Annotated in this window: 13 protein-coding genes and 1 pseudogene; 12 read left to right on the forward strand and 2 right to left on the reverse strand. The window is 73.6% G+C overall.

Translation table 11 applies throughout. The annotated features are described in order from the left end of the window. Positions 1-89: 89 nt before the first annotated feature. A complete protein-coding gene (locus ACFVZH_RS16635; RefSeq protein WP_384897835.1) occupies positions 90-608 on the reverse strand; it encodes a hypothetical protein in 519 nt (172 codons plus the stop codon). 256 nt (positions 609-864) lie between these two features. Between ACFVZH_RS16635 and ACFVZH_RS16640 the strand changes: the two are divergent. From ACFVZH_RS16640 to ACFVZH_RS16665, 6 genes and pseudogenes are all read left to right on the forward strand, one after another. Next, positions 865-1,299 (forward strand): annotated as a pseudogene (locus tag ACFVZH_RS16640) (ATPase, T2SS/T4P/T4SS family); the annotation flags it as partial. Further along, positions 1,296-2,240, forward strand: a complete 945-nt coding sequence (locus ACFVZH_RS16645) for a type II secretion system F family protein (protein ID WP_384897837.1) — start codon at positions 1,296-1,298, stop codon at positions 2,238-2,240. The pseudogene ACFVZH_RS16640 and the gene ACFVZH_RS16645, both read left to right, overlap by 4 nt. Next, entirely contained in the window at positions 2,237-3,025 is a 789-nt protein-coding gene (locus ACFVZH_RS16650; RefSeq protein ID WP_384897839.1) for a type II secretion system F family protein, read from the forward strand. The genes ACFVZH_RS16645 and ACFVZH_RS16650 overlap by 4 nt, the downstream gene beginning before the upstream one ends. A 117-nt stretch (positions 3,026-3,142) precedes the next feature. After that, a complete protein-coding gene (locus ACFVZH_RS16655) occupies positions 3,143-3,349 on the forward strand; it encodes a DUF4244 domain-containing protein (protein WP_384897841.1) in 207 nt (68 codons plus the stop codon). Positions 3,350-3,359: 10 nt separating this feature from the next. Then, complete coding sequence (locus ACFVZH_RS16660; protein ID WP_384897843.1) at positions 3,360-3,722, forward strand: TadE family type IV pilus minor pilin; 363 nt, start codon at positions 3,360-3,362, stop codon at positions 3,720-3,722. A 245-nt stretch (positions 3,723-3,967) separates the two neighbouring features. After that, positions 3,968-4,330, forward strand: a complete 363-nt coding sequence (locus ACFVZH_RS16665) for an Rv3654c family TadE-like protein (protein ID WP_384897845.1) — start codon at positions 3,968-3,970, stop codon at positions 4,328-4,330. Here ACFVZH_RS16665 and ACFVZH_RS16670 read toward each other — a convergent pair. After that, complete coding sequence (locus ACFVZH_RS16670; protein WP_384897847.1) at positions 4,242-6,749, reverse strand: DEAD/DEAH box helicase; 2,508 nt, start codon at positions 6,747-6,749, stop codon at positions 4,242-4,244. The genes ACFVZH_RS16665 and ACFVZH_RS16670 overlap by 89 nt on opposite strands. Before the next feature lie 80 nt (positions 6,750-6,829). Between ACFVZH_RS16670 and ACFVZH_RS16675 the strand changes: the two genes are divergently transcribed. The 6 genes from ACFVZH_RS16675 to ACFVZH_RS16700 all read left to right on the forward strand — a co-directional run bounded on the left by ACFVZH_RS16675 (position 6,830) and on the right by ACFVZH_RS16700 (position 13,676). Then, complete coding sequence (locus tag ACFVZH_RS16675; RefSeq protein ID WP_015034520.1) at positions 6,830-7,183, forward strand: STAS domain-containing protein; 354 nt, start codon at positions 6,830-6,832, stop codon at positions 7,181-7,183. A gap of 15 nt (positions 7,184-7,198) precedes the next feature. Next, positions 7,199-7,657 (forward strand): ATP-binding protein, encoded by a 459-nt coding sequence (locus ACFVZH_RS16680; RefSeq protein WP_384897849.1) that lies wholly within the window; start codon positions 7,199-7,201, stop codon positions 7,655-7,657. Positions 7,658-7,820: 163 nt separating this feature from the next. After that, positions 7,821-10,139, forward strand: a complete 2,319-nt coding sequence (locus ACFVZH_RS16685; protein ID WP_384897851.1) for a sodium-translocating pyrophosphatase — start codon at positions 7,821-7,823, stop codon at positions 10,137-10,139. Between the two features lie 161 nt (positions 10,140-10,300). Further along, a complete protein-coding gene (locus tag ACFVZH_RS16690; RefSeq protein WP_384897852.1) occupies positions 10,301-11,029 on the forward strand; it encodes a small secreted protein in 729 nt (242 codons plus the stop codon). Between the two features lie 95 nt (positions 11,030-11,124). Next, positions 11,125-12,675 carry a methyltransferase gene (locus tag ACFVZH_RS16695; protein WP_384897854.1) on the forward strand — a complete coding sequence of 517 codons (1,551 nt, stop codon included), beginning with the start codon at positions 11,125-11,127 and terminating at the stop codon, positions 12,673-12,675. Next, on the forward strand, positions 12,672-13,676 hold the full coding sequence (locus ACFVZH_RS16700) for an ArsR/SmtB family transcription factor (RefSeq protein ID WP_384897856.1): 1,005 nt from the start codon (positions 12,672-12,674) through the stop codon (positions 13,674-13,676). Before ACFVZH_RS16695 ends, ACFVZH_RS16700 begins: the two co-directional genes overlap by 4 nt. Positions 13,677-13,724: the final 48 nt, after the last annotated feature.

Genomic DNA, 13,724 nt, shown 5'->3' on the forward strand with positions numbered 1-13,724 from the left:
CCGGCTCCCGGGCCGCTAGTGACCTGTTTCGCCTTTAAATGGGGGGGGGCCCCCCCCCAGGGGGGGCGCGCCACCCGCATTCCGGACCTCTACGAGCCGGAGACTCGCCGCCCGTTCATCCACTCCGCCGCGGCCGTCTCCTCGCGGGGCAGCATGGCGTTGACTTCCGTGCCGAGCCAGCTGAACCATTCACGCTGATCATCAGTGAGCGGCCCCTCTGGGCCACGCCAGTCCGAGACGAAGGCCAGGAGACGGGCAGCCAACACGTCCGGCTGGAAACCACCGTCGGGTTCTGGATCCCACGGACCGACTCCTGACACGACGAACGGCAGACCGCCTTCGAACGGCTCCGCTACGACGACGCCGCGATCCGACTTGAGACGCGTCCGCAGCACGTACTTCCAGACGACCTCAGGCCGCTTCGGGCCTCCCTCATCCGGCGCCTGACCGAAGAACGGAACCGGCTCGGAGGTCAGGCGCAGCAGCACCGTTCCGGCAGGGTCTGTCTCCTCAGGGTCAGCCCGAACAGGGATCTCATACACGTATTCGTGCAGGTCACCCTTGGCCCGGTGCCCGTCTCGGATCGTGCGGTTGAGCCAATCGCTCATCAGGCCCCCTACTCGTCCGCACCACGGCGGTGCTCTCGCTCGTCGCGCCAGGATGGCACACAGGGCCAACGCTCACGGGAGGGTCGCGGACAGTGCCTACGGGCCAGCGATGACCCACATAAGGCAGTCAAGAAAACGTAAAGAATCCGGGACGCATTGAGACACCTCCCGCCCTTCAGGCGAGGGCACCGGACGGGCAGCGGAGCCCATCCGACTGATACAGAGCAGCCGCTGAGACACCGGAACTGTTCCTAACGCCGGGCTCGTCACCCTGCGGGACCTGGTCCGTCAGGCGCTGAGGATGCGCCCCGACCGGCTGGTGGTCGGCGAGGTCCGGGGAGTGGAGGCGGTGGACCTGCTCGCGGCCCTCAACACGGGCCACGAGGGAGGCTGCGGAACCCTCCACGCCAACACGGCCGCGGCCGTGCCCGCCCGGTTGGAGGCCCTGGGCACGGCGGCCGGGCTCGACCGGTCGGCCCTGCACAGCCAGTTGGGTGCCGGGCTCTCGGTCGTGCTGCACGTCGCACGGGACCGGGACGGGCGCCGGCGGATCGCCGAGGTCCATGTGCTGGAGCGGGACCGGGACGGGCTCGTGCGGACGGTCCCCGCGCTGCGGTGGGGCGCGTCCGGGTTCGAGCGGGAGCGGGGCTGGGAGCGGCTGAGGTCGCTGATCGGAGGGGGAGTGCGGTGACGGACGGACTGCTGTCCGCGCGGGGCGCGGCACAGGGGACGGCGGCGCTCTGCGCGGTGCTGGCGCTCTGGTGGGCGGTCGAGAGGCGGCGCTGGGCGGGACGGGCGCGGGCGCTGCTCGCGGGCGGGAGGCAGGGCGTCTCCGGTGCCCCTGGGCTTCCCGGTCTCCTCGGTCTCTCCGGTGGGCGCGGCGGGCTCGACGGGCCTGGTGGCGGCTGGGTCTGGCCGCTGGTGGCCGAGAGGGGGTGGGCCGCGCTGCGGGGGCGGCGTGCCTGGCTCTGTCTGCCGGTGGCGGGGGCCCTCGCGCTGGTGGGCGAGTCGCCGCTGCCGCTGGTGGCGGGAGTGCTCGCGATGCCGCTGGTCGGGCGGCGGTTGCGGGCTGCGGGCCGCCGGAAGGAACGCGAGGCACGGTCCGAGCGGGTGACGGCCCTCTGCGGGGCGGTCGTCGGCGAGCTGAGGGCCGGCTGGCAGCCGGCGCAGGCGCTGGCCTTCGCGGCGAGGGAGACGGGCGCCCTGGGCACCGCCGAGGCGCCCGTGCTGGCGGCGGCCCGGTTCGGCGGGGACGTGCCGGAGGCCCTGCGGCGGGCGGCCCGGCAGGACGGTGCCGACGGGCTCGCCGGCATGGCGGCCTGCTGGCAGGTGGCCGTGGACGGCGGTGCGGGACTCGCCTCCGGACTCGACCGGCTGGAGGCGGCTCTGCGTGACCACCGCGAACAGCGGGACCGCCTGCGGGCCGAACTGGCCGGCGCCTGGGCGACGGTGGCCGTACTCGCGCTCCTCCCGGCGGCCGGACTCGCCCTCGGCGCGGCGCTGGGCGCCGAACCGCTGCGGGTCCTGCTGCACACCCAGGCAGGGCTGGGCTGCCTGGCCGTCGGCGGGGCGCTGGAGGCGACGGGGCTCTGGTGGGCCGCGCGGATCGTACGAGGAGGTGAGCGGGCGTGACGACGAACCCTGTTCAGCAGGGACTGGACGTCCTTCGGGCGGCCGGGCTTCCCGCCCTGGCGGTGATCCTGTGCGCGCAGGGCGCCATGGAGGCGCTGCGCCGGCTCCGGGCGCACCGGACGCAGCGGCGGGCCGTGGTCCTCCTCGACCTGTCGGCGCCGCACCCCCGGAAGGGGTGGACCGGAATGCCGTCGTGGGTGGGGCTCTGGGGGGTGCCCCTCGTGGGGGTCGGCATCGGATGGGTGCTGTTCGGCGGGATCACCGGTCTGTGCGCCGGGGTCCTGGTGGCGCTCGGAGCCCGGCAGGCGCTCGCCAGACGAGCAGCCCCGCAGGCCGATGACGAGGAGACGGCCCGTCACCTTCCGCTCGCGGCCGATCTGCTGGCCGCCTGCGCCGCCTCAGGCGCCGGGCCCGCCGAGGCGGCGGAAGCGGTGGGCAGGTCGCTCGGCGGCCCGCTCGGCGACCGGCTGGCCCGCACGGCGGCCGAACTCCGCCTGGGCGGCGAACCGGCCGAGGTGTGGGGGAGGTTCGGCGCGATACCGGGCGCCGAAGGACTGGCCCGCTGCATGGAACGGGCCGGCTCCTCGGGAGCACCCGCGGCGGAGGCCGTCGCCCGGCACGCGGCCGCCCTGCGCGCCGCCCGCGCCCGCACGGCGGCGGCCGGGGCACGCCGGGCGCAGGTTCTGATCAGCGCTCCCGTGGGTCTCTGCTTCCTGCCCGCGTTCCTCGCGGTGGGCGTCGCCCCGGTGGTGATCGGGCTCGCGACGGGGCTGCTGGACGGATGAGCGCGACGGCACACGACGGGATACGGCGACACGGCACAGCGCAACAGGACGGGGCGGGACATGGCACGGCATGGCAAGGCACGGCAGGACGAGGCGGGAACGGACGAGGAGGTCGGCATGACGATCAAGGTGCGGCTGGGCGAATGGTGGCGGGCGTTGCGGGTGGCGGCGCGGCGCGACGAAGGGATGACCACGTCCGAGTACGCGGTGGGGACGATCGCCGCGGCGGCCTTCGCCGCGGTGCTCTACAAGATCGTGACCAGCGAGACGGTCTCGGGAGCCCTGGAATCGGTGATCGGGAAGGCTCTCGATGCGCCGTTCTGACCGGGGTTTCGTGACCGTGGAGGCAGCGATGGTGCTGCCGGTCCTCGCCCTGTTCACGGTGACCCTGCTCTGGGCGCTGGCCGCGGCCGCCGCACAGATCCGGTGCGTGGACGCGGCGCGGGCGGGGGCGCGGGCGGCGGCCCGTTCGGAACCCCCGGCCTCCGCCGCGGCGGCCGCCCGGGCCGCCGCGCCCGAGGGGGCACGGGTGTCGGTGGCGCGGGACGGGGACCTCTGGCGGGTGACGGTCGAGGCCGCGGCCCCCGGGCCCCGGGGCATGGGAATCACCCTGCGCGCGGGCGCGGCGGCCCTCGCCGAGGACACCGTCACCGGGATCCCGTCGGCTGAGGTCCCCGCCGCTGGAGGTCCGCCGTGACGGCCGGCGGTCAGCGGAGGCACGACCTCCGCGGAGGCCGTGACGCATGCGGAGGCCGTGGGGCATACGGAGGCCGTGACGCCGGGCGGGGTCGGGGTGGCCGAGACCAGGGTGACCGCGACCGGGGTGGCCGCGAGGACGGGGGTGATCCGGGCCGGGACGGTTTCCGAGGCCGGGGCTTCCCGAGCCAGGGCGGCTCCCCGGGCCGGTACGGCGGGAGGGCGCGGGATCGGGGTGCGGCGACCGTGTGGGCGGCGTTCGCGGCCTGTGCGCTGTGTGTGGTGTTCGGGGCGGTGCTGGCGCTTGGGCAGGCGGTGGCGGCCAGGCACCGGGCCGGTGGGGCGGCGGATCTGGCCGCGCTCGCCGCCGCGGACCGGGCCCTGTGGGGCGAGAGCGAGGCGTGTGCCGCCGCGTCGCGGGTGGCCGGCGCGCAGGGTGCCGAGCTGGTGGGGTGCGCGCTGCGCGGCGAGGTCGCGGAGGTGACCGCCCGGGTCGTGCGCGGCCCCTACCGGCCGGAGATCAGGTCGCGGGCGGGCCCTCCGGGGCTCCCGGGGCTTCCGGTCCCTTCGGATCCTCCGCCTGCGGGGCGGACCGTAGGAGTTCCGTGAGGAGGCGGACGGCGCCGCGTTTGTGGAGGGGGTCGTTGCCGTTGCCGCACTTGGGGGACTGGATGCAGGAGGGGCAGCCCGCGTCGCACTCGCAGGAGGCGATGGCCTCGCGGGTGGCGGTCAGCCAGGCGCGGGCCGTGTGGAAGGCGCGCTCGGCGAAGCCCGCGCCGCCCGGATGGCCGTCGTAGACGAAGACGGTGGGCAGCAGGGTGTCGGGGTGGAGCGGCACGGAGACGCCGCCGATGTCCCAGCGGTCGCAGGTGGCGAAGAGCGGCAGCATGCCGATGGAGGCGTGTTCGGCGGCGTGCAGGGCGCCGCCGAGGATCTCCGGGGTGATCCGGGCGGCGTCGAGCTGGTCCTCGGTGACCGTCCACCACACGGCCCGGGTGCGCAGGGTGCGCGGCGGCAGGTCGAGCTTGGTCTCGCCGAGGACCTCGCCCGTGATCAGGCGGCGGCGCAGGAAGGAGACGACCTGGTTGGTGACCTCGACGGAGCCGTAGCAGAGGCGGCCGGCTCCCCAGGGGATCTCGGTCTCGGTGTCCAGGACGGTGATGGAGGTGGTGTCGCGGGCGGTGGTGGAGTAGGGCGGGACGGCCTCTTCGACGAGGGCCACGGAGTCCTTGAGGTCGAGTTCCCGCACCAGGTAGGTGCGGCCCTGGTGGAGGTGGACGGCGCCCTCGTGGACGGCGCTGTGGGAGGCGGCCTCGTCGACCGTGCCGAGCAGCCGGCCGGTGCCGGACTCGACGATCCGGACGGGGCTCCCGCCGCCGCCTCGGATGTCGGTGAGGTCGGCGGCGCGCTCACGGCGGGTCCAGTACCAGCCGGTGGCGCGGCGGCGCAGCAGCCCGGCCCCCTCCAGCTGGGGCAGCAGGCCGGGGGCGGCCGGGCCGAAGAGCGCCAGGTCGGGCTCGGTCAGGGGGAGCTCGGCGGCGGCGGCGCACAGATGGGGGGCGAGGACGTAGGGGTTGTCGGGGTCCAGGACGGTCGACTCGACCGGCTGTTCGAAGATCGCCTCCGGGTGGTGGACCAGGAACGTGTCCAGCGGGTCGTCGCGGGCGACCAGGACGGCGAGGGCGCCCTCGCCGGAGCGGCCGGCGCGGCCGGCCTGCTGCCACAGGGAGGCCCTGGTGCCCGGGTACCCGGCGATCACGACGGCGTCCAGGCCGGAGACGTCGACGCCCAGCTCCAGGGCGGTCGTGGCGGCCAGGCCGAGGAGCTCGCCGGAGTGCAGGGCCTGCTCCAGGGCGCGCCGCTCCTCGGGCAGGTAGCCGCCCCGGTAGGCGGCGACGCGGCGGGCCAGCGCGCGGTCGGTCTCGGCCAGCCGCTCCTGGGCGATGACCGAGATCAGCTCGGCGCCGCGCCGGGAGCGGACGAAGGCGACCGAGCGGACGCCCTGGCGGGTCAGGTCGGTGAGCAGGTCCGCGGTCTCGGCGGTGGCGGTGCGCCGCACCGGCGCGCCGCGCTCGCCGTGGAGCTCCGTCAGCGGCGGCTCCCACAGGGCGAAGACCAGCTCGCCGCGCGGGGAGGCGTCGTCGGAGACCTCGGTGACCGGCAGGCCGGTGAGGCGGGCCGCGGCGCGCGCGGGCTCGGCGGAGGTCGCGGAGGCGAGCAGGAAGACCGGTTCGGAGCCGTACCGGGCGCAGATCCGGCGCAGGCGTCGCACCACCTGGGCGACGTGGGAGCCGAAGACGCCCCGGTAGGTGTGGCACTCGTCGATCACGACGTAGCGCAGGGCGCGCAGGAAGGAGGACCACCTGGGGTGGGAGGGGAGTATGCCCCGGTGCAGCATGTCGGGGTTGGTCAGCACGTAGTTCGCGTACTGGCGGACCCATTCGCGTTCCTCGACCGGCGTGTCGCCGTCGTAGACGGCGGGGCGGATCCGGTTGCCGAGCGGGGCGGCCAGTTCCCGCACGGCGCGCCGCTGGTCGGCGGCGAGGGCCTTGGTGGGCGAGAGGTAGAGGGCGGTGGCCCCGCGTCCGTTGGCGGCCTCGGAGCCGTCCAGGAGGGTCGTGAGGACCGGGGCGAGGTAGGCGAGCGACTTGCCCGAGGCGGTTCCCGTGGCGATCACCACGGATTCGCCGTCCAGGGCGTGCTCGGCGGCCTCCGCCTGATGTGCCCAGGGGTGCTCGATCCCGGCCTCCGTGATCGCCGCGATCACCTCGGGACGGATGCGGTGCGGCCAGACGGCATGACGGCCCTCCCGGGCGGGCATGTGCTCCGTATGGGTGATGCGCGAAGACCGGCTCTCGCCCGCGGCGAGCCGGTCGAGGACCACGCCGGGGGAGGGGCGACTGCCCGTGTCCCCGGGCGGTCGACTGGGGCGCTGATTCTTGGCCATCGGCACCGAGTGTGTCACTGCCATGACGGACAATGCTTCCAAGGCGTCGTGCATGGCTGCTGGTAAGTGATTGAATGCCATCGCGGCTGGCGATCAGTTCCCTGGCTCCGCCCGGGAGGCCCGAGGGGGCGATCGCCCGATAGCAAGGTGCTGGAGGATCCGTGGACCTGTCCCTGTCGACTCGCAATGTGTCCGGCGCTGGTGGCGACCGTACGGTCGTCGAGGTCGGTGGCGAGATTGATGTGTATACCGCGCCCAAGCTGCGCGAGCAGTTGGTCGAGTTGGTGAACGACGGCAGCTACCACCTGGTCGTCGACATGGAGGGCGTGGATTTCCTCGACTCCACCGGCCTCGGCGTGCTCGTCGGCGGCCTGAAGCGCGTTCGCGCGCACGAGGGCTCGCTGCGTCTCGTCTGCAACCAGGAGCGCATTCTCAAGATTTTCCGGATCACGGGCCTCACCAAGGTGTTCCCGATCCACACCTCGGTCGACGAGGCCGTCAACGCCGTCGACTGAGCCCAGGGGGTTCGCATGGCCACCGTTGAACTCCGATTCAGCGCTCAGCCCGAGCACGTCCGTACGGCCCGCCTGGTGGCGGCCGCGGTGGCGCGCCGGGCGGGGGTGGACGAGGCGGTCCTCGACGAGGTGCGTCTCGCCGTCGGTGAGGCATGTTCCCGTGCGGTCGGGCTGCATCGCAGCAACGGCGTCACGACCCCCATCCGGGTCGTGCTGACCGAGGAGGAGAAGACCTTCTCCATCGAGGTCGGCGACGAGGTGCCGGGCGCGGGGGTGGCGGCGGCCGACGCCGCCGGTGTCCCCGGCGCGCGGGCCGCGGCTCCGGCCGAGGACTTCGACGACGCCGACGGTGAGGACGAGATGGGCCTCGCGGTGATCCGCGGGCTCGTCGACGACGTCGAGGTGAGCGCCGGCGAGGCCGGCGGCACCATCCGGATGGCGTGGCCGGTGAACTCGGCGGACGTCCTGTCCTGACCGGCGGACGCACCGTCCTGTCGTACACGTGAACGGGAAGAGGCCCTGCGGCTGCAGGGCCTCTTCCCGTTTCCCCAGGCCCGGCGGCGCCGGATTGGTGCATCCGCGCGGGGGTTCGCGGGGTCCCGGAATGAGGCGGTTGGTCTCCCTATGATCCGTCCCCATGTACCCCACACCCCTCGCCGCAGCGGTGCTCACGAGCGGCAACCGGACGATCGTGATCGTCGTGGCCGCCGTCGCCCTCGCCGCGCTGGTCGTCGCGCGGCTCCTCGTCCGGCAGGTGCTGGCGGCCGGGCAGGGGACGGAGCGGATGCGGGAGATCGCCGCCGCCGTGCAGGAGGGGGCCAACGCGTATCTCGCGCGGCAGCTGCGGACCGTGGCCGTCTTCGCGGCCGCCGTGTTCTTCCTGCTGATGCTGCTGCCCGCGGACAACTGGTCACAGCGGGCCGGCCGCTCCCTGTTCTTCCTGGTCGGGGCGTTGTTCTCGGCGACCACGGGGTACATCGGCATGCGGCTCGCCGTACGGGCGAACGTGCGGGTCGCCGCCGCGGCCCGGGAGGCCACTCCGGGGCCCGGTGAGCCCGAGAAGGACCTGACCGAGATCGCGCACAAGGCGACGCGGATCGCCTTCCGCACGGGCGGGGTCGTCGGCATGTGCACCGTCGGTCTCGGGCTGCTGGGGGCCGCGTGCGTCGTCCTCGTCTACGCCGCCGACGCGCCGAAGGTCCTGGAGGGCTTCGGGCTGGGGGCCGCGCTCATCGCCATGTTCATGCGGGTGGGCGGCGGCATCTTCACCAAGGCCGCCGATGTCGGCGCCGACCTGGTCGGCAAGGTCGAGAAGGGCATCCCGGAGGACGATCCGCGCAACGCCGCCACCATCGCCGACAACGTGGGCGACAACGTCGGGGACTGCGCGGGCATGGCGGCCGACCTCTTCGAGTCGTACGCCGTGACCCTGGTCGCCGCGCTGATCCTCGGCGAGGCGGCCTTCGGCGACCACGGTCTCGCGTTCCCCCTGATCGTCCTGGCGATCGGTGTGGTCACCGCGATGATCGGCATCTTCACGGTCTCGCCGCGGCGCGCCGACCGCAGTGGCATGAGCGCGATCAACCGGGGCTTCCTCGTCTCGGCGGTGGTCTCGCTCGCCCTGGTGGCCGTCGCCGCCTTCGCGTACCTGCCGTCCTCGTACGCCGAGCTCGACGGCGTCACCGAGCCGGGCATCCACGACCACGGCGGCGATCCGCGGGTCCTCGCGCTGGTCGCGGTCGCCCTCGGCATCGTCCTCGCCGCGCTCATCCAGCAGCTCACCGGCTACTTCACGGAGACGAGCCGGCGGCCGGTCCGGGACATCGGCAAGTCCTCGCTCACCGGGCCCGCCACGGTGGTCCTCGCGGGCGTGGCCCTCGGCATGGAGTCCGCCGTCTACACGGCCCTGCTGATCGGGCTCACCGTCTACGGGGCGTTCCTGCTCGGCGGTACCTCGATCATGCTGGCGCTGTTCGCGGTCGCGCTCGCCGGGACGGGCCTGCTCACCACCGTCGGGGTGATCGTCGCCATGGACACCTTCGGCCCGGTCGCCGACAACGCGCAAGGCATCGCGGAGATGTCCGGGGACGTCGAGGGCGCGGGTGCGCAGGTCCTCACCGATCTCGACGCGGTCGGCAACACGACGAAGGCCATCACCAAGGGCATCGCCATCGCCACGGCCGTCCTGGCGGCCTCGGCGCTCTTCGGCTCGTACCGGGACGCCATCGCGACCTCGGTCGCCGACGTCGGGGGGCTCGGCGGGAAGGCGGACGCGCTGACCCTCTCGATGGACATCTCGCAGCCCAACAACCTCTTCGGGCTGATCCTCGGCGCGGCGGTGGTCTTCCTCTTCTCGGGGCTCGCGATCAACGCGGTCTCCCGCTCGGCGGGATCGGTGGTCTACGAGGTGCGGCGGCAGTTCCGCGAGCACCCCGGGATCATGGACTTCACCGAGAAGCCGGAGTACGGGCGGGTCGTCGACATCTGCACCAAGGACGCGCTGCGCGAGCTCACCACGCCCGGGCTGCTCGCGGTGATGGCCCCGATCGCGGTCGGCTTCGCGCTCGGGGTCGGCCCGCTCGGCTCGTACCTCGCCGGGGCGATCGGCGCGGGTGCACTGATGGCGGTGTTCCTCGCCAACTCCGGTGGCGCCTGGGACAACGCGAAGAAGCTGGTCGAGGACGGCAACCACGGGGGCAAGGGCAGCGAGGCGCACGAGGCGACCGTCATCGGGGACACGGTCGGCGACCCGTTCAAGGACACGGCGGGTCCGGCGATCAACCCGCTCCTGAAGGTGATGAACCTGGTGGCGCTGCTGATCGCCCCGGCCGTCGTGCGGTTCGGCTACGGGGAGGACGCGAGCGCCGGACTGCGGGCGGCGGTCGCGGGGGTCGCGCTCGTCGTGGTCGTCGCCGCGGTCCGGGCCTCCAAGAAGCGTTCGGTGGCCGTCTCCTGACGTGTCGTCCGTCTCATTCCCGGGTGTTTCGGGGGCGGTATCGCGCCCCATCGCATGGTTCAAAAGACTGCAATATGGGATGAATCAGTACCACGAAAGGTGGAAGTAGCCCGTTCGGCGTGTATGTTCCGGGGCCGAGAGCCTTGGAAGGGACCGATCCGTTGAACAAGAAGCTTGCGGCCGCACTGTCCGGCGGCGCGGTACTGGTGCTCGCGCTGTCCGGTTGCAGCGACGACGAGGGCGACAAGGTGGGTGACTGGGCGAAGACCTTCTGCGACCAGGCCAAGCCTCAGATCCAGAAGCGGGCCGACGCCCACCAGATCATCATCTCGACCGCGGCCGACAGCAAGCCGGCCGAGATCCAGGCCGCCGACTCGAAGGCGTTCCAGGACATCGCCGACGCCGACCGGGCGCTCGCCAAGGCCGTCGAGGCCGCCGGCGCCCCGCCCGTCGAGAACGGCGAGAAGGTCCAGCAGGACGCGATCAAGGAGCTCAACGCCACCGCGGTGGCGTACGAGGGGCTCAAGAAGCAGGTCGACGCGCTGGATCCGACGAACCAGCAGAAGTTCGCGGACGGCCTCCAGGGCGTCGCCGACGGCCTGACCAAGATCGAGAAGATGGACCAGAACGCCCTGTCCAAGCTGGAGGAGGGCGAGCTCGGCCAGGCGATGGCCAAGCAGCCCGGCTGCCAGAAGCCCACGGCCTCGGTCCCGCCGAAGAGCTCCGCCTCCCCGAAGGCCGGCTCCACCTCGTCGGCCAAGGGCTCGGACTCCGGCACGGACACCTCCGGTACGGACACCTCCGGCACGGACTCCGGCTCCTCGGACCCGGCCAAGAAGCCCTCCGCCAAGCCCACCAAGAAGGCCGCGGTGAGCAAGACCGAGGAGTAGGAAACGGCACCCGGCGGACCCGGTGGCGGCGGCGGTCGGCCGCCCGCCGCCGGGTCGGCCGCCCGGATGTCGCCGGCGGCCGTCACAATGGAGCGGTGAGTACGACCAGCCTGCCTCCCCGCCTCCCGGTGCCCGCGCACGCCACCCGTCTGCGCGAGGCGCTGCTCGCCGCCGGCTTCACCGCCGACGGACTGCTCGACCTGCTCGGCGCCCCGGCCTACTCGGCGCTCGCCCGCAGCGAGACCGTCCCCGCCCTGCGCGCCACCCGCGGCGACTCGCCGCTGGAGGTCCTCGTCCGCCTCTTCCTGCTCCAGCGGCCCGTCGGACACGACAGCGCCGTCGCCGCGCTTCCGCTGGACGAGGCCATCGAGGACGGCTGGGTGGTCCGTGAGGACGACGACGTGCTCGCCACGGTCGACATCCGGCCGTACGGCGGCCCGGACGGTGAGGACTGGTTCATCGTCTCGGACCTGGGCTGCGCCGTCGGCGGCGCCGGCGGCATCGGCAAGAAGGACGAAGGAGTGGTCCTCGGCGTAGGCGGTGCCTCCACCACCCTCGCCGGCATCACGATCCGTACGCCGGTCTCCTCGGCGCTCGACCTCGGCACCGGCTCCGGCATCCAGGCGCTGCACGCGGCCCAGCACGCCACCCTGGTCACCGCCACCGACCTCAACCCGCGCGCACTGGACTTCACCCGGCTCACGCTCGCCCTCTCCGGGGCCCGCGGGGCCGAGCTGCTGACCGGTTCGCTCTTCGAGCCCGTCGACGGCGACACGTACGACCTGATCGTCTCCAACCCGCCCTTCGTCATCTCCCCCGGCGCCCGGCTCACCTACCGGGACGGCGGGATGGGCGGCGACGACCTGTGCCGCACGCTCGTGCAGGAGGCGGGCGAGCGGCTCAACGACGGCGGGTACGCCCAGTTCCTCGCCAACTGGCAGCACGTGGAGGGCGAGGAGTGGCAGGAGCGGCTGCGCTCCTGGGTGCCGCGCGGCTGCGACGCCTGGATCGTCCAGCGCGAGGTCCAGGACATCGCCCAGTACACCGAGCTGTGGCTGCGGGACAGCGGCGACCACCGCGGGGACCCGGACGCGTACCGGGTGGCGTACGGGCGCTGGCTCGACGAGTTCGAGGCCCGCAAGACGCGCGCGGTCGGCTTCGGCTGGATCACGATCCGGCGGAACGACGCCGTGGCGTCCGGCGCGGTCGAGCCGTCGATCCTGATCGAGGAGTGGCCGCACCCGGTCGAGCAGCCCCTCGGGCCCACCGTCCGCGCCCACTTCGAGCGCCAGGACTACCTGCGCACCCGTGACGACGCCGCCCTCCTCGCCGACCGGTTCACGCTCGCGCCCGAGGTGATGCAGGAGCAGGTCGGTCTGCCCGGCGCCGAGGACCCCGAGCACGTCGTGCTCCGACAGAACCGCGGGATGCGCCGCGCCACCAAGGTCGACCACGTCGGGGCCGGGTTCGCCGGCGTCTGCGACGGCACGCTCAGCGCCGGCCGCATCCTCGACGCGATCGGACAGCTGATGGGCGAGGACCCGGTCGTCCTGCGGGACCGCACGCCGCAGGCGATCCGGCTGCTCGTGGAGGAGGGCTTCCTGCTCCCGGCCGGAGCGGAGAGCGCCGGGGAGCACGGCGCTTGATACGGATCGAGCTGGACGAGGCGTCGCTGGGGGCGACCAGGATCGCCATCAGCCCCCTGCGTGACGCGTTCTGCGCGATGCACCTCGCGCTGCCGTCGCGCCACCCCTCCTGGCCGTACCAGGAGTGGGTGGGGCAGGCGCGCGAGGTGTGGCGCGAGGACGACCGGCTCCGCCCGCTGTGGGACCTGTTCGCCGAGGGGCGGTACGACGTCTCCGACTTCCTGCTGCCCCGCCCGTTCGGCACGGTCCACGTCCACGAGGAACTGGCCGCGCTGCGGGCCACCGACCCGGAGTTCGTACGCGAACAGGTGGCCGTCTGCTACCCGGGGATGGCCGACGCGCCCTTCCTGCGGCCCTACCTGACGGACCCGGAGGCGGCCTGCGCGGCGCTCGCCGACGCGTACGCGGCCTACTGGGAGGGCGCGATCGAGCCGTACTGGCCGACGATGCGGCGGCTCGTCGAGGACGAAGTGCTCGTCCGGGCCAGGACGTTCGCGACCGAGGGCGTCGACGCGCTGTTCGCCGGCCTGGAGACCCGCGGACGGTGGCAGCCGCCCGTACTCGAACTGACCAAGCACGTCGACGCCGTGTACGCGCCGGGGGAACGACGCCTCGTCCTCGTCCCGCTGGTCTTCGCCGAGGGCTGCCGGCTGTACTCGACGGACGACCCCGAGGTCTTCGCGCTCAGCTTCCAGGCCAGGGGCGCCGCCGCGCTGCGCGAACCGCCCGAGCCCGTCGCCGAGGACCGGCTCGGGCTGATGCTCGGCCGGGGCCGCGCGGCCGTCCTGCGCGAACTGGGCGGCCCGCTGACCACGGCCGGCCTCGCCGACCGGCTCGGCCTCGCGCCCAGCACGGTCTCCGAGCACCTGTCGGTGCTCTCCGAGGCCGGCGTGGTCACCCGGCACCGCGTGGGACGTTCGGTGTACTACCAACTCACCGACACCGGACGTTCGCTGCTCGCCCTGCTCACCGGACAGGACGTGCTGCGCGCGGTGGCGTGAGGCCGCGGTCCGACGATTCGGGGGCTCCCGAATCGATGGCCCCGACCT

Origin of the sequence: Streptomyces sp. NPDC059534, from assembly GCF_042743475.1 — a bacterium.
GTDB lineage: Bacteria > Actinomycetota > Actinomycetes > Streptomycetales > Streptomycetaceae > Streptomyces.